15 protein-coding genes are annotated in these 14,161 nt (G+C 62.3%); 10 read left to right on the top strand and 5 right to left on the bottom strand.

Going from position 1 to position 14,161, the window contains the following annotated elements; genetic code table 11:
* Positions 1 to 95 precede the first annotated feature (95 nt).
* The 3 genes from K663_RS13880 to K663_RS13870 all read left to right on the top strand — a co-directional run bounded on the left by K663_RS13880 (position 96) and on the right by K663_RS13870 (position 2,594).
* The gene (locus K663_RS13880) at positions 96 to 578 is read left to right on the top strand and encodes a winged helix-turn-helix transcriptional regulator (RefSeq protein WP_062118709.1); all 483 of its coding nucleotides are present in this window, start codon (positions 96 to 98) and stop codon (positions 576 to 578) included.
* 106 nt (positions 579 to 684) lie between these two features.
* A complete protein-coding gene (locus K663_RS13875) occupies positions 685 to 1,791 on the top strand; it encodes a sensor histidine kinase (protein ID WP_062118706.1) in 1,107 nt (368 codons plus the stop codon).
* Positions 1,788 to 2,594, top strand: coding sequence for a LytR/AlgR family response regulator transcription factor (locus K663_RS13870; protein ID WP_062118703.1), 807 nt, complete (start codon positions 1,788 to 1,790; stop codon positions 2,592 to 2,594). The genes K663_RS13875 and K663_RS13870 overlap by 4 nt, the downstream gene beginning before the upstream one ends.
* A 3-nt stretch (positions 2,595 to 2,597) precedes the next feature.
* Here K663_RS13870 and K663_RS13865 read toward each other — a convergent pair whose 3' ends face one another.
* Positions 2,598 to 3,014, bottom strand: a complete 417-nt coding sequence (locus K663_RS13865; RefSeq protein ID WP_062118700.1) for a GtrA family protein — start codon at positions 3,012 to 3,014, stop codon at positions 2,598 to 2,600.
* Positions 3,015 to 3,059: 45 nt separating this feature from the next.
* On the opposite strand from K663_RS13865, the gene K663_RS13860 reads away from it, so the two are divergent.
* Positions 3,060 to 4,961, top strand: a complete 1,902-nt coding sequence (locus tag K663_RS13860) for a hypothetical protein (RefSeq protein ID WP_062118697.1) — start codon at positions 3,060 to 3,062, stop codon at positions 4,959 to 4,961.
* On the opposite strand, the gene K663_RS13855 is transcribed toward K663_RS13860, so the two are convergent.
* Both K663_RS13855 and K663_RS13850 read right to left on the bottom strand, forming a co-directional pair.
* Positions 4,923 to 5,381 (bottom strand): nucleoside deaminase, encoded by a 459-nt coding sequence (locus K663_RS13855; protein ID WP_083535913.1) that lies wholly within the window; start codon positions 5,379 to 5,381, stop codon positions 4,923 to 4,925. The genes K663_RS13860 and K663_RS13855 overlap by 39 nt on opposite strands.
* Positions 5,382 to 5,421: 40 nt before the next feature.
* Positions 5,422 to 5,643, bottom strand: coding sequence for a hypothetical protein (locus K663_RS13850; RefSeq protein WP_062118692.1), 222 nt, complete (start codon positions 5,641 to 5,643; stop codon positions 5,422 to 5,424).
* A 155-nt stretch (positions 5,644 to 5,798) separates the two neighbouring features.
* Here K663_RS13850 and rpmB point away from each other — a divergent pair, with 155 nt between their 5' ends.
* A complete protein-coding gene (gene rpmB, locus K663_RS13845; RefSeq protein WP_062118689.1) occupies positions 5,799 to 6,092 on the top strand; it encodes a 50S ribosomal protein L28 in 294 nt (97 codons plus the stop codon).
* 76 nt (positions 6,093 to 6,168) lie between these two features.
* On the opposite strand, the gene K663_RS13840 is transcribed toward rpmB, so the two are convergent.
* Positions 6,169 to 7,158: an esterase-like activity of phytase family protein gene (locus tag K663_RS13840; RefSeq protein ID WP_062118686.1), complete on the bottom strand. Its 990-nt coding sequence runs from the start codon at positions 7,156 to 7,158 to the stop codon at positions 6,169 to 6,171.
* A 278-nt stretch (positions 7,159 to 7,436) separates the two neighbouring features.
* On the opposite strand from K663_RS13840, the gene K663_RS13835 reads away from it, so the two are divergent.
* A complete protein-coding gene (locus tag K663_RS13835; protein ID WP_062120959.1) occupies positions 7,437 to 7,844 on the top strand; it encodes a glycine zipper 2TM domain-containing protein in 408 nt (135 codons plus the stop codon).
* A 177-nt stretch (positions 7,845 to 8,021) separates the two neighbouring features.
* On the opposite strand, the gene K663_RS13830 is transcribed toward K663_RS13835, so the two are convergent.
* The gene (locus K663_RS13830; protein ID WP_062118684.1) at positions 8,022 to 8,249 is read right to left on the bottom strand and encodes a hypothetical protein; all 228 of its coding nucleotides are present in this window, start codon (positions 8,247 to 8,249) and stop codon (positions 8,022 to 8,024) included.
* Positions 8,250 to 8,464: 215 nt separating this feature from the next.
* Between K663_RS13830 and K663_RS13825 the strand changes: the two genes are divergently transcribed.
* From K663_RS13825 to metH, 4 genes are all read left to right on the top strand, one after another.
* Entirely contained in the window at positions 8,465 to 9,436 is a 972-nt protein-coding gene (locus K663_RS13825) for an ArsR/SmtB family transcription factor (RefSeq protein ID WP_062118681.1), read from the top strand.
* Positions 9,433 to 10,368 (top strand): methylenetetrahydrofolate reductase, encoded by a 936-nt coding sequence (gene metF, locus K663_RS13820; RefSeq protein WP_062118678.1) that lies wholly within the window; start codon positions 9,433 to 9,435, stop codon positions 10,366 to 10,368. Before K663_RS13825 ends, metF begins: the two co-directional genes overlap by 4 nt.
* Positions 10,365 to 11,411 carry a homocysteine S-methyltransferase family protein gene (locus K663_RS13815; protein WP_062118675.1) on the top strand — a complete coding sequence of 349 codons (1,047 nt, stop codon included), beginning with the start codon at positions 10,365 to 10,367 and terminating at the stop codon, positions 11,409 to 11,411. Before metF ends, K663_RS13815 begins: the two co-directional genes overlap by 4 nt.
* A gap of 136 nt (positions 11,412 to 11,547) precedes the next feature.
* On the top strand, positions 11,548 to 14,148 hold the full coding sequence (gene metH, locus K663_RS13810) for a methionine synthase (protein ID WP_062118672.1): 2,601 nt from the start codon (positions 11,548 to 11,550) through the stop codon (positions 14,146 to 14,148).
* The last annotated feature ends 13 nt before the right edge of the window (positions 14,149 to 14,161 follow it).

Genomic DNA, 14,161 nt, shown 5'->3' with positions numbered 1-14,161 from the left:
GGGAAGCATCTTGCTGCGCAACAAAAAAATCCCATCTTGCGTAAAATGGCTGCGCTTTTGCAACGGCTGTGGCTTTGAGCTATCTAGGCAGGACGATGAAGCACATTCTGGCGCAGGATCTGGAACAATGCGCGCTCCCAAGCGCGCTGGAAGCTATGGGCGAACGCTGGTCATTTCTCATCTTGCGGGGCGCCTTGTCCGGCATCCGGCATTTTGAGGAATTTCAGTCGAGCCTTGGCATAGCCCGCAACATCCTGGCCAATCGCCTGGCGCGTCTGGTGGAAAATGGCATCATGCTGCGTCAACCGATGCAGTGCGACCGGCGCAAGATCGAATATCGCCTCACCGAAAAGGGCCGCGAACTCGCTCCCGTGATGATCGCATTGCGGCAATGGGGGGAAAAGTGGGGCTGTGGTCCGGTGTCCTGTCAGGTGCTGGCGGACCGGCGTGATGGCCAGCCGATCCGGAAGATGACAATCCAGGCGCATGATGGGCGGCCGCTTGAACTGAGCGACCTGGTATGGCTCTGCCCTGACGAGATCACTCCAATGGATGAGGAACCGGCCGCAGCCGCGTGACGCGGCGACGGAGTGCAGTCGAAGACCTGCCCATTCTATTGAGCCGCTGATCCCTTCATAAAAAAGCGGTTCCCACTTTTTTGCCGGATGTTCTAGGCTGGCACCAATGTCTGTGCATCGCATCCAGCCTCAGCCCTTCTTCGCTGACAAGAACCGCGCCTTCTGGAACCTGCAATCGGCGGGATGGGCGGGCGCTTTCCTGTTGCGGGGCTCATCGACCATCGCCAATGGCCAGCCGCTCTCCAGCCTGATCCCGGTGATGATCTCCACCGTGACGGGCTATTCGGTCACGTTGCTGATCGCGGTGATCTTCCGGTTTTTGCAGAAGCAGCGCCCCATCGTCACCTGGGGCGCCTCGATCGTGACCGTAGTCGTGGCGGCGGGGCTGGTCGCGTTCATTGATGCCTGGGTCTTTTCTACACAGAATCGCGGTAGCGATACGGCCGGGCTCCAATTGTTCCTAGGCGCCTTCTATCTCAGCATCACCCTGCTGGGGGCTTGGTCGGCGCTCTATTACGCCATCAACTTCTACCTGACGGTAGAGGAACAGGCAGATCAGCTGCTGCGCCTTGAAAATCAGGCTTCCAGCGCGCAACTTGCGATGCTGCGCTATCAGCTCAATCCCCATTTTCTGTTCAATACGCTCAACAGCATATCGACACTTGTGCTATTGAAGCAGACGGACCGGGCAAATGCGATGCTCTCGCGCCTGTCCTCATTCCTGCGCTATACGCTTATCAACGAGCCCACCGCGCAGGTCACGATCGAACAGGAGGTGGAGACGTTGAAGCTCTATCTAGAGATCGAGAAGATGCGGTTCGAGGACAGGTTGCGGCCCGTCTTCAACATTGACCCTGCAGTGGCCCAGTCGCGGCTGCCTTCGCTGCTTCTCCAGCCGCTGGTCGAAAACGCGATCAAATATGCGGTCACCCCGAAGGAAGAAGGGGCGGAAATATCCATTACGGCGCAGCCTGCCGGTGAAAACGTCCGGGTCATCGTATCGGATACCGGTCCGGGATTGAACGAGGGGTTCATGCGTCCGAACACTCCTGTGAGCGAAGGGACGGGCGTTGGCCTGGCAAACATCCGCGATCGCCTGATTCAAGCGTTCGGGGAACGACAGAGCTTAGAAACGCGTTCCACGCCAAGCGGCTTTTCGGTCCAGATCGAAATGCCGCTTAATCTGGATGAACCATCGAAAGTGGCCGCATGACCATAAGAACAATCCTCGTCGACGACGAAAGCCTGGCTATCCAAGGCCTCAAGCTGCGTCTGGAAGCGCATGAGGATGTCGAAATCGTAGAGACTTGCTCGAACGGCCGCGAAGCCATTCGCGCCATCAAGACGCATAAACCCGACCTTGTGTTCCTTGACATCCAAATGCCTGGATTCGACGGATTTTCGGTCGTTCAGGGATTGATGGAAGTCGAACCGCCGCTGTTCATTTTCTGCACCGCCTATAGCGATCACGCTATTCGCGCCTTTGAAGCGCAGGCGGTCGATTATCTGATGAAGCCGGTCGATGAAGGGCGGCTTGCCGATGCGCTTGACCGTGTGCGGCAGCGCCTGTCCGAGAAGAAGCAGGTGCAGGAAGCCGAAAAGCTGCGCGAGGTGCTGGCCGAGGTCGCGCCGGATGCGATGAACGAGTTCAACGCTGGCGGCGACGAGGATGCTCCGTCTTCCAATCGCTTCGAAAAGCTCATCAACATCAAGGATCGGGGCCAGATTTTCCGTGTAGATGTCGATTCGATCGAGCGGATCGACGCGGCCGGCGATTATATGTGCATTTATACCGCCGATAATTCGCTGATTTTGCGCGAAACCATGAAGGATTTAGAGAAAAGATTGGATCCCAGGAATTTCCAGCGGGTGCATCGGTCGACGATCGTCAATCTGAGCCAGGTGCGGCAGGTGAAGCCGCATACCAATGGGGAATGTTTCCTGGTGCTGGAGTCCGGCGCGCAGGTGAAGGTCAGCCGTTCATACAGGGATGTGGTCGCCCGGTTCGTGCATTGAGTTTCAACGGAAAACCCATTGGCGGTTGAGGCCGAACATCACCGCCGGGGTCACGAAAATCATGGCCGGGATGGGCGACCATTCCGGCCATCGCATATGGGTGACGCACAGGAATACCCATAGGGCGTTCAGCGCATAGCTAAGCAGCGAGACGACGACGAACTTCACGCCCCGCGCGGCGTGATTGCCACCATTGCTCTGGCCGCGGAAGGTGAAGGCGCTGTGCGTGACATAGCCGATCATGACGGCGGCAAGATAGCCGATGACGTTGGCGATCTGCGGATGCCATCCGGCCAGCGCGGCGAGCGTCCAGTAGACCGTTGCCTGACAGGCTGTGATGAACAGGCCGCTGATGCCGTAGCGCACGACTTGCCAGAACAGGGCCTGTCTTTCCGGCGGCATGCGTGACAGCAATTTCATGAAGGCCCCGTTGCGATTTGATGCGGAGCCTCTAATCCACCCGCCATGAACTTGCAAAGCAGCCTTGCCCTGCGCGGCACCATCCTGCGCGTCCTGACCTGCCTGTCCGCCTGGGCGGAGCGGCACTGGAAATGGCTGACCTTCCTGATGTGGGTCGCGGCCGTGGCGTGGCTGCTCTATTCGCGCTGGCCTTCGGTCCATTGGCTGACGCTCAACGATACGGACGATAATATCCGTTTCGTGCAGGTGAAGGATTGGCTGGCGGGGCAGGGCTGGTACGACCTGCGGCAATATCGGCTGGACCCGCCCGCAGGGTTCAATATTCACTGGTCACGGCTGGTCGATCTGCCGCTCGCTGCCCTGATGCTGTTTTTCCGCGCGTTCGTGGAGCAAGGGCTTGCCGACCGGCTCGCCTGCGCGATTGCGCCGATGATCCCGCTATTGCCGCTGATGCTGGCGCTCGGCTTCATCGCGCGGCGGCTGGCCGGGGGCAATGGCTGGATATTGGCCGCGCTTGCTCCCTTCGCCGCGCAGATGGGCATCAGCATGTTCGTGCCGATGCGCATCGACCATCATGGCTGGCAATTGGCGCTGGTCGTGACGATGCTGGCGGGGCTGATCGACCGCAACTGGCTGCGTGGCGGGGTGATCGCCGGGGTTAGCAGCGCGCTGTCGATCGCCATCGGCATGGAAATGATCGTCTATCTGGCGGCCGGGGGGGCGCTGATCGCGCTGCGGTGGGTGTTCAAGGAGGGCGCTGGACGACGGATGCTGCCCTATGCGCTGAGCCTTGCCGGATCGGTTTCCATTCTCTTTCTGCTCTTTGCAAGCTACGCCAATCGCCAGATGGTATGCGATGCCATCTCGCCTATCTGGGTCGCGATTTTTGGCGCGGTAGGCGCGGGCATGACATTGCTGGCGATGCTGCCGCTGCGCAGCTGGCCCGCGCGGCTGGCTGCTGGCGTGATCGTTGGCGCAGCGGTCGCGGCTTTCGCATGGCTCAACTGGCCGCAATGCCTGACCGGCGCCTATCAGATCTCGCCTGAACTGGAGCGGCTCTGGCTTTCCAACATCCGCGAGGCCAAGCCCATCACCGTGCAGGCGCGCAGCCTGGTCGTGCCGCTGATGGCGATCCCGGTGGCGGGTCTGTTCGGCCTGATCTGGGCGCTGTGGGAATCGCGCCGGGACAGCGACCGGCTGTGGGCGTGGGCGACGGTTGGGCTGATGATGCTCTTTTCCACCGCATTGCTTTTCTGGCAGCTGCGCGCGGGTCCGGCGGCGCAGTTGATGGCGATACCGGCGGCGGCATGGGCCGCGCATCGGGTGATCCGGGCGGTCATCTTCGGGCGACCATTGGTTCGGCTGCTGGGCGTCTGTGGAATCGCGCTGATTGCAACGGCGGCCTTTGCGACGCCGCTTTATCCGCAGATGAACCAGCTTTGGGCGGCCATATCCGGTGAAAGGCCCAAGGCCGAGCAGCCGGGGCGCAAAGCCCGGCGCCAGGCGATCAACAAGGCCAATGGCCGTTGCCGGTCGTTGCCCGCGCTGGAGGTGCTGAACCAGCTTCCGCCTGCCACCATCTTCACCATGGTCGATCTGGGGCCGCGCATCATCGCCACTACACATCACAGCGCGCTGGCTGGCCCCTATCATCGCAATGGCAAGGTGATCCTGGACCTGCACCATGCCTTTGACGGATCGCCGGATGCCTTCCGACCGATCGCGGCGCGCCACCATGCCACTTACCTGCTGATCTGCCCCGGTTTCCCCGAAGGCACCGTTTATCAGGCGCGTAGCCCGCGCGGCTTTTATGCCGGACTGATGCGGGGGGGGAGGCCGGGCTGGCTGCACCCGGTCTCGCTCAAGAGCGGCTTTGCCCTGCCTTACACGCTCTATCGGATCGACTATTCAGCGCCGGGCGGCGAAAAAGTCCCTCAGCAGCGCTGAGGCCTCTGTTTCGCCTATTCCGCCATAGACTTCGGGCCGGTGCAGGCATTGGGGCTGGGCGAAGAGACGCGGGCCTTGTTCTATCGCGCCGCCCTTTGGATCGGACGCGCCGTAAAAGAGGCGGGCAATGCGGGCGTGGGAAATGGCCCCGGCGCACATGGGGCAAGGTTCCAGCGTCACCCAAAGGTCGCAGCCGGTGAGGCGGAAATCGCCCAGTTGGGCGGCTGCCGCGCGCAGGGCGACGATTTCCGCGTGGGCCGTGGGATCATTGTCGCGCCGGTTGCGGTTTTCGCCTTCGCCAATGATTTGCCCGTCGCGGGTCACGACCGCGCCAATGGGGATTTCGCCCGCGCTCTCCGCCGCGTTGGCCAGATCAAGCGCGCGACGCATGGGGGCGGGTAGGGGGAAGGGCGGACTCATCGAGACCGCCTTTACAGCATGCTGGTCGCCTGCGGAATGATCAGGGTTTTTCGACGTCTACCGTCGGCACTTCCACCGTTTCGTTGCGCGTGCCGACCTCGACCTTGGCCACATCCGCCTGGAATTTGGGCAATTGGCCGCCTTCCACCGCGATTTTCGGCAGGCTGCCCTCCTGGGTTTTCTGCAGGTCGATGAAGCCGGTGGCGATACCCCCGGCCAGAACCAGCAGCACAATCAGTAACAAGCCGCCAATGAGTCGCATTGCGCTCTCCTATCGTCTATGGGCAACAAACGTCCCAGGGTTGAAAAGGGTTGCGAAAGCGATCCGATCCTGGGGCAGGGCGGCTTGACGGGGACCGGGAATCCGGTTAGTGGCGCCGCTTTCCGAACGAACATGAACTACAAGGTTGATTGACTATGTCGCGCATTTGCGAGTTGACCGGCAAGGGCCGCCAGGTGGGTCACAATGTTTCCCACGCCAATAACAAGACCAAGCGCGTGTTCCTGCCCAACCTGCAGAACGTGTCGCTCATTTCCGAGACGCTGGAAACGACCGTGAAGCTGCGCGTATCGACGCACGGCCTGCGTTCCGTCGAACATAATGGCGGCCTCGACAACTGGCTGCTCAAGACCAGCAACGAGAAGCTGTCGCTGAAGGCTCGCCGCCTGAAGCGCGACATCGTGAAGAAGCAGGCTGCCGTCGCCGCCTGATTGCTTCGATTCGTTTCGGCTTAAGAAGCGGCCTGGCAACGGGCCGCTTTTTTGCGTGGTGGCTTCGCGCTGATGGTCAGCGGGAGCGGAGCGCGAATTTCAGCAGCAGGGTGCGCTGAAAAAATTCGTGATTGTCGTCAGAGACGATCCAGACGATCGTCCGTCCGCCTTCGCGGGTGACCGCGATCCCTTCGAAATTGTCGGCTAGCAGCGGGGGCGCGAGCCTGGCGATGGGTTGCGCCCACAGGCGGTCCTCGGGCCTGGGCGTGGCGGGCAGTTCAATGATGGCGAGGGTGGCGGTGAACAGCTTCTGTAGCGTAACGCGGCGATTGAGCACCAGCAGGCGGCGATCATCCAGCGCAACGACGTCGGTGGGTCTATAGCCCCTGGGTGGCACATAGCGCAGATGCAGGGGCGATGGCGTGGCGTTGTCCGCCGGGTCTCCATCAAACAACAGCGTGTCATGGCTGCCGTCCCCGCGCATTCCCATCTCCGCGATGACGAGAAAACGGCCATCTGGCAGGCGCGCCATGGATTCGATGGACCCGGTTTCCGGCCATGCCTCGATCTCCGGCCAGGTGCGGCAGGCCTCCACGCGCGAGAAGCCGGGTGCATAGCGGCAGATGCGCTGGAGCATTTCAAATCCCACCCAGTAGCGATCCGTGGCCGGGTCGTGGGCTATCGCCTCTGAATCCCACGCCCACCATGGCTGGGACGCATCCTGGCGTCGGACGGGTAGGGGGGCGATGAAGGGGCGACGGCTGTTTCGACCCGGATGAGGCGTAAAGCCCATCAGCGTGCCGGAGTCGCTTAGCGCAAGTACCTGGCCTTCGCCCTGCACCAGAAGGGAGGAGATGCCGCCAAAGCCGCGATGGGGGCTGCCAAGCTGCCAGCCGTCAAGATAGTCGAGCATCCCGACACTGCGGACAGTCGGGTCCGATGCGTTCAAGGGTAGCGCCCGTGCCGTCACCAGCAGCGGACCTGGGCCGAACAGTTCGGGCTTGTTCTTGTGCGGCGCTGGCAGCAGCAGGATCGCAAGAAGCAGGACGATCAAAATTCGGCGCATCGCCTCGCCATAGGCAAATCACGCCTGCTTACCAATGGCCTTGCCCGACCAGCCCGTCCGGGGACGGGACATGGGCCGCTTTTTGCCTGGACAGGCGCTTGGCCGGAGGAGGGAGCAGGCTATGGCAAGCGCGTGGACGCGGGACGGTTTTTGCTGAATGGTGGCTGACACGGCCATTCAGGCTCGGCTCAATGCGAATCAGGCAAGAAGGGTGCAATCGATGGTGCAGCCTTGATGAAAGCACCCGGATCGATGGCAAGATTTTGAGGAGCAACGCCATGAAAACCAAGTTTCTGATCAATATGGGGGCGGCGCTGGCAATGGGCGCTGCATCTTTCGCGGTTACTGCGGCTCCGGCCCAGGCGCGCGATGGCTGGGGCCGTTATGAGCGCGGCGATTATTATCGCGGCGACCGCGGTCATCGTGGTTACCGGGGCGATTATTATCGCGGCTATCGCGGCGACCGCTATTACCGGAACAACTATTATCGTGGCTACCGGGGCGGCTATCGCTGCCGCGACAATGGCACGGGCGGCACCATCATCGGTGCGATCGCGGGCGGCTTGCTCGGCAACGAGATCGGCAAGGGCAGCGGCCGTTATGGACGCGGCGACGGCACCACGGGCGCGATTGTCGGCGCTGGCGTGGGCGCACTGGCCGGCCGGGCGATCGATCGCAATTGCTGATCGGGCTTACGGTAATGTGAAGAAGAAGGGCTGCCCGATCGGGTGGCCCTTTTTTCATGGCGGCCCGGCGTCGGGCGGCATGATGGGCAGCAGCGGCCGTCGCTCGCCTCGAAGCCATAAAAAAGGGCCGCTCCGTCGCCGGCGCGGCCCTGTTTCCATAATATCCCGAAAGGGAAATTACATCGCGTTCGAAACGGCGTTGCCGGCAGCGTTGCTGGCGTTTTCAGCAGCGTTCTCAGCGCTCATGGCGGCGTTTTCAGCGGCCATCATGGCGTTGTCGGCAGCGTTCACAGCGTTGTCGGCAGCGTTGTCGGCAACATTGGCGGCATTGTCGGCATTGCCCGAGCAAGCAGCGAGGCCGAGCGACGCGGCGAAAACGAGCGAAAGAGCAATCGACTTGGACATGGGCAAACCCCTCTCAGAGATAAAAACAGTGCAGACCACTCTCGGAGAAAAGTTCACCCCCCTTTGCGCCTGCGGGGCCGATTCGTAATGAATTGGGCTACGCATGGCAATCCCATTCATGCGACTCGCCAATTTACGGGCTTTGGTGCAGGCAGATGGCGCAAGCCGGGGCATCGCCATTGACGTATATAAAGATTTCTTTATATGCATAGGCCATGAGCGCCGCACTCGACATCTTCAGGGCCTTGAGCGATCCGACGCGGCTGCGCATCATCTATCTTTTGCGCGCGATGGAGTTGGCGGTCGGCGAAATCGCGCAGGTCGTGGGGCAGAGCCAGCCGCGCGTGTCCCGCCATGTTCGCATCCTCGCCGAAGCCGGTCTGGTCGAGCGGCGCAAGGAAGGCAATTGGGTTTTTCTGCGGTTGGGCCAGGGCGCGGCGACCGTGCCCTTTCTGAAGCTGTTTGATGAACTGGTCCCATCCGAGAGCGAGGAGTTGTGGCAGAAGGCGGACCTTGCCCGGCTGGCGGCGGTACGGGCGGACCGGTCGCGCGCGGCGGAAAGCTATTTTGCCGAACATGCCGAGGAATGGGACGCGATCCGATCGCTTCATGTTCCCGACGTCGATGTAGAGGCGGCGATGACGGCGCTGCTGGGGGCCGAGGCAATCGGGCACCTGCTGGATATCGGCACGGGTACGGGCAGGATGATCGAACTATTCGGGCCTGTCGCGGATCAGGTGACGGCGCTGGATCGCAGCCCCGACATGCTGCGGCTGGCACGGGCCAAGCTGCCCGAGGATGCGGGCGGGAAATACGGCCTGGTGCTGGGCGATTTCGGTGCCCTCCCGCTGGAGCCGGGGAGCATCGACACGGTGGTGTTGCATCAGGTCCTGCATTATGCGCGGGCGCCCGAGACGGTGATCGCAGAGGCTGCGCGCGTCACGGCGACGGGGGGGCGGGTTCTCATCGCGGACTTCGCGGCGCATGAACGGGAAGAGTTGCGGCTGCGCGATCAGCATGCGCGGCTGGGCTTTTCCGACGAGCAGATCGAAAGCTGGTTCGCGCAGGCGGGCCTGGAACTGGAGCGGGTAGAGGTGCTGCCCGGCCAGGAATTGACGGTAGTATTATGGCTGGGACGCCGCGCAGGCGCGCGCATCCTGCGACATGAAGGACGACTTTCCGCATGACACTTTCCTTCCCTTCCATCGAAGAGGACCGGCGGGCCTGGCAAGCGCCGCTCTATGCCGATCTGGCAGGCGATATTCATGTCAGCTTCGAATTCTTCCCGCCAAAGACGGAGAAGATGGAGGAGCAGCTGTGGTCGGCGATTGAAACGCTGACGCCGCTGGCGCCGAAATTCGTGTCGGTAACCTATGGTGCGGGCGGATCGACGCGCGAGCGCACGCATAATACGGTCGCGCGCATCGCCCGTGAAACACCGCTGGCGGCGGCGGCGCATCTAACCTGCGTGGCGGCGAGCAAGGCCGAGATTGACGAGGTCGTGGACGCCTATTGGGAAGCGGGCGTGCGGCACATCGTCGCGTTGCGCGGCGATCCGCCCGAAGCGGGCACGAAGTTTCAGCCGCATCCTGAAGGGTATAAGGGCGCGGCCGAACTGGTCGAGGGACTGCGCAAGCGTCACCCGTTCGAGATTTCCGTGGCCGCCTATCCCGAAACCCACCCCGATGCGCTGAATGCGCAGAGCGACATCGATAATCTGAAGCGCAAGCTGGACGCGGGGGCCAGCCGGGCGATCACGCAGTTCTTCTTTGAGCCGGACACCTTTTTCCGCTTTCGCGACACCGTCGCCGCAGCCGGAATCAATGCGGAAATCATTCCGGGCATCATGCCGGTCAGCAATTTCGCCGCGGTCCAGCGCATGTCGGCCATGTGCAATACGAACGTACCGGGATGGATGGGCAAGCTGTTCGAGGGGCTGGACGACCTGCCCGCCGCGCGGCAACTGGTGTCCGCGACGCTGGCGGCTGAACTGTGCCGCAAGCTCTATGCGGGCGGGGTACGCGACTTTCATTTCTATACGCTCAACCGGGCGGAACTGAGCTATGCGATCTGCCATCTGCTTGGACTGCGACCCGCCACATTGGAGAAGACGGCATGACCGCCGAGGAACGCTTCCGCGCCGTTGCGGCGGAAAAGATCATGATTTTCGACGGCGGCTACGGCACGTCGATCCAGAAACATGGGCTGACCGAGGCGGATTATCGCGGGAATCTGGACCTGCCCAAGGACCAGAAGGGCAATAACGACCTGCTGTGCCTGACGCGGCCGGACATCGTCGAGGGTATCCATACCGCCTATCTCGACGCCGGCGCGGACATGATCGAGACCAACACCTTCTCGTCCACCAAGATCGCCATGGCCGATTATGGTTGCGAGCATCTGGTGCGGGATATCAATATTGCCGCTGCCAAGATCGCCCGGCGGGCGTGTGAAGCGGCGACGGCGAAGGACGGGCGACCGCGCTTCGTGGCGGGGTCGATTGGCCCCACGAACAAGACGCTGTCGATATCGCCCGATGTGAACGACCCTGCCTATCGCGAGGTCGATTTCGATACGCTGAAGGCGGACTATCGTGAACAGTGCGACGCGCTGATCGAGGGCGGGGTGGATTTCCTGCTGGTCGAAACCTGTTTCGATACGCTGAACGCCAAGGCGGCGGGCATGGCGGCGCGGGAGGCCGAGGCGGCGGCGGGGCGGCCGGTTCCGCTGATGTTGAGCTTCACGATTACCGACATGTCGGGGCGCAACCTGTCGGGGCATACGATCAACGCCTTCTGGTATTCGCTGCGGCATTTGAAGCCGCTGACCATCGGGGTGAATTGCGCGTTCGGGGCGGACTTGCTGCGGCCTTATTTGAGCGAACTGGCGAAGAATGCCGATACGCTGATTTTGGCCTATCCCAATGCCGGGTTGCCCAATGAGCTGGGGCAATATGACGAGTTGCCGGAGACGACCGCTTCGCTGATCCGTCAGTGGGTGGATGAGGGGCTGGTCAACATGGTCGGCGGCTGTTGCGGCACGACGCCCGCGCATATCGGCGCGGTGGCGAAGGCGCTGGCGGGACACAAGCCTCGGGTTGTGCCGGAACTGCCGGTCGTGACGCGGCTTGCGGGGCTGGAGCCCATGCATATCGCGGCGTAAGTTTTAGCCCTCTCCCCTTGGGGAGAGGGTTGGGAGAGGGGGCAGCGCGCTTCCTCTTGAGGATGATAATCGAGGGGTGGCGCGTCTCCCCCTCTCCCCGGCCCTCTCCCCAAGGGGAGAGGGGGAAGGCAAAGACATGACCACGCAATCTACTGCCACCTTCGTCAATATCGGTGAACGCACCAACGTCACCGGTTCGGCCAAGTTCAAGAAGCTGATCATGGCGGGCGACTATGCCGCAGCCATCGACATCGCCCGCGATCAGGTGGAGAACGGCGCGCAGATCGTCGATGTGAATATGGACGAAGGGCTGCTCGACGCGGTCGAGGCTATGACGACCTTCCTCAAGCTCATGACTTCGGAGCCCGACATCAGCCGCGTGCCGGTCATGATCGACAGTTCCAAATGGGAAGTGATCGAGGCCGGGTTGAAATGCGTTTCCGGCAAGCCGATCGTCAATTCGATCAGCATGAAGGAGGGCGAGGAGGCCTTTCTGGGCCATGCGCGCAAATGCATGGCCTATGGCGCGGCGGCGGTCATCATGGCCTTTGACGAGACGGGCCAGGCCGACACGAAAGAGCGCAAGGTCGAGATTTGCGAGCGCGCCTACAAGCTGCTGATGACCATCGGTTTTCCGCCGGAGGATATCATTTTCGACCCCAATATCTTCGCCGTGGCGACGGGGATCGAGGAGCATAACAACTACGGCGTCGATTTCATCGAGGCGTGCCGCGAGATCAAGAAGCGCTGCCCACATGTCCATATTTCGGGCGGGCTGTCCAACTTCTCCTTCTCCTTCCGCGGCAATGAGCCGGTGCGGCGGGCGATGCATTCGGTGTTCCTCTACCACGCCATTCCGGCGGGGCTGGACATGGCGATCGTCAATGCGGGGCAGTTGGACGTTTATGACGCGATCGACCCGGCGCTGCGCAAGGCGTGCGAGGATGTGCTGTTGAACAGCGATCCCGAAGCGGGGGACCGGCTGGTCGCGCTGGCCGAAAGCTACAAGGGCAAGGATGCGGCGTCCGAAAAGGCGGCGCAGGAATGGCGCGGATGGCCGGTCGCCAAGCGGCTGGAGCATGCGCTGGTCAAGGGCATCGACATGTATGTGGTTGAGGATACCGAGGAAGCGCGCCTTTCGGCGGTCAAGCCGATCGAGGTGATCGAAGGCCCGCTGATGGACGGCATGAACGTTGTTGGCGACCTGTTCGGCGCGGGCAAGATGTTCCTGCCGCAGGTGGTGAAATCCGCGCGCGTCATGAAGAAGGCGGTCGCGCACCTGCTGCCCTTTATCGAAGCGTCGAAGGAACCGGGCGCCAAGGGCAAGGGCAAGATCATCATGGCGACGGTCAAGGGCGACGTCCATGATATCGGCAAGAATATCGTCGGCGTCGTGCTCCAGTGCAACGGCTTCGACGTGGTCGACATGGGCGTCATGGTGCCGTGGCAGGACATCATCAGGGCCGCGAACGAGAATGACGCCGACATGATCGGCCTGTCCGGCCTCATCACCCCTTCGCTGGACGAGATGGTGACGGTGGCGCAGGAAATGCAGCGGGCGGGCATGACCATGCCGCTGCTGATCGGCGGCGCGACGACATCCAGGGTTCACACCGCGCTGCGCATCGACCCGGCGTTCGAGGGGCCGGTGGTGCATGTGCTGGACGCAAGCCGGGCGGTGGGCGTTGCCACGGCGCTGGTGTCGGAGACGCAGAAGGATGACTTCGTCCGCAAGACCAAGGACGATTATGAGCATGTCCGCGTTGCCCGCGCCAACAAGGGGCAGAGCGCGCTGGTCAGCATCGAGGATGCCCGCGCCAACGCTTTCGAGATCGACGAGAGCCTGAAGCCCGGCAAGCCGCGCCTGCCCGGCGTGCATCGCTTCCCGGACTGGGATCTGAAGGATCTGCGCGACTATATCGACTGGACGCCATTCTTCCGGGCGTGGGAGTTGGCGGGCAACTATCCGGCGATTCTCGAAGACAAGGTGGTGGGCGAGAGCGCGACCAGCCTGTTCAACGACGCGCAGGCGATGCTCGACCGCCTTATCGACGAAAAGTGGCTGACCGCGCGGGGCGTGGTGGGTCTGTGGCCCTGCCGTCGCGAGGGCGATGACATCATCGTCCATGTCGAGGATGAGAAGCACGTTACCCTGCCCATGCTGCGCCAGCAGATCCAGAAGCGCGAAGGGCGGGCGAACATGTGCCTGGCGGACTTCATCAGCCCCGACGGCGACTGGATGGGCGGCTTTGCCGTCTCGATCCATGGCATCGAGCCGCACCTGGCGCGGTTCAAGGCGGCGATCGACGATTATTCGGACATCCTGCTGAAGGCGCTGGCGGACCGACTGGCGGAAGCCTTTGCCGAGCGGCTGCACCATTATGTGCGTACGGCGCTGTGGGGCTATGCGGAAGGGGAGCAGCTGACCAACGAGGCGCTGATCAGGGAGCAGTATCGCGGCATTCGCCCGGCGCCGGGCTATCCGGCCTGCCCGGAGCACAGCCTGAAGCCGCTATTGTTCGACATGCTCGACGCGCATCATGCGACGGGAATCACGCTGACGGAAAGCTTTGCCATGCTACCGACGGCGGCGGTCAGCGGCTTTTACTTCGGTCATCCGCAGGCGGAATATTTCGGCGTTGCGCGGGTCGGGCGCGACCAGCTGGAGGATTATGCCCGGCGTCGCGGCGTCGATGTGGAAACGGCGGAGCGCTGGTTGCGGCCCAATCTGGACTGAGGGACGGCGGAGG

This window comes from Sphingobium sp. MI1205 (assembly GCF_001563285.1).
In the GTDB taxonomy this organism is placed as follows: Bacteria; Pseudomonadota; Alphaproteobacteria; order Sphingomonadales; family Sphingomonadaceae; genus Sphingobium.
The sequence above is the reverse complement of the archived record's forward strand: the minus strand, read 5'-3'. Positions and strand labels throughout refer to the sequence as shown.

Coding starts and splice junctions, on each gene's coding strand:
- metH (WP_062118672.1), top strand. CDS start 11,548: ATGACCACGCAATCTACTGCCACCTTCGTCAATATCGGTGAACGCACC.
- K663_RS13815 (WP_062118675.1), top strand. CDS start 10,365: ATGACCGCCGAGGAACGCTTCCGCGCCGTTGCGGCGGAAAAGATCATG.
- K663_RS13865 (WP_062118700.1), bottom strand. CDS start 3,014: ATGAAATTGCTGTCACGCATGCCGCCGGAAAGACAGGCCCTGTTCTGG.
- rpmB (WP_062118689.1), top strand. CDS start 5,799: ATGTCGCGCATTTGCGAGTTGACCGGCAAGGGCCGCCAGGTGGGTCAC.
- metF (WP_062118678.1), top strand. CDS start 9,433: ATGACACTTTCCTTCCCTTCCATCGAAGAGGACCGGCGGGCCTGGCAA.
- K663_RS13840 (WP_062118686.1), bottom strand. CDS start 7,158: ATGCGCCGAATTTTGATCGTCCTGCTTCTTGCGATCCTGCTGCTGCCA.
- K663_RS13880 (WP_062118709.1), top strand. CDS start 96: ATGAAGCACATTCTGGCGCAGGATCTGGAACAATGCGCGCTCCCAAGC.
- K663_RS13825 (WP_062118681.1), top strand. CDS start 8,465: ATGAGCGCCGCACTCGACATCTTCAGGGCCTTGAGCGATCCGACGCGG.
- K663_RS13850 (WP_062118692.1), bottom strand. CDS start 5,643: ATGCGACTCATTGGCGGCTTGTTACTGATTGTGCTGCTGGTTCTGGCC.
- K663_RS13875 (WP_062118706.1), top strand. CDS start 685: ATGTCTGTGCATCGCATCCAGCCTCAGCCCTTCTTCGCTGACAAGAAC.
- K663_RS13860 (WP_062118697.1), top strand. CDS start 3,060: ATGAACTTGCAAAGCAGCCTTGCCCTGCGCGGCACCATCCTGCGCGTC.
- K663_RS13830 (WP_062118684.1), bottom strand. CDS start 8,249: ATGTCCAAGTCGATTGCTCTTTCGCTCGTTTTCGCCGCGTCGCTCGGC.
- K663_RS13855 (WP_083535913.1), bottom strand. CDS start 5,381: ATGAGTCCGCCCTTCCCCCTACCCGCCCCCATGCGTCGCGCGCTTGAT.
- K663_RS13835 (WP_062120959.1), top strand. CDS start 7,437: ATGAAAACCAAGTTTCTGATCAATATGGGGGCGGCGCTGGCAATGGGC.
- K663_RS13870 (WP_062118703.1), top strand. CDS start 1,788: ATGACCATAAGAACAATCCTCGTCGACGACGAAAGCCTGGCTATCCAA.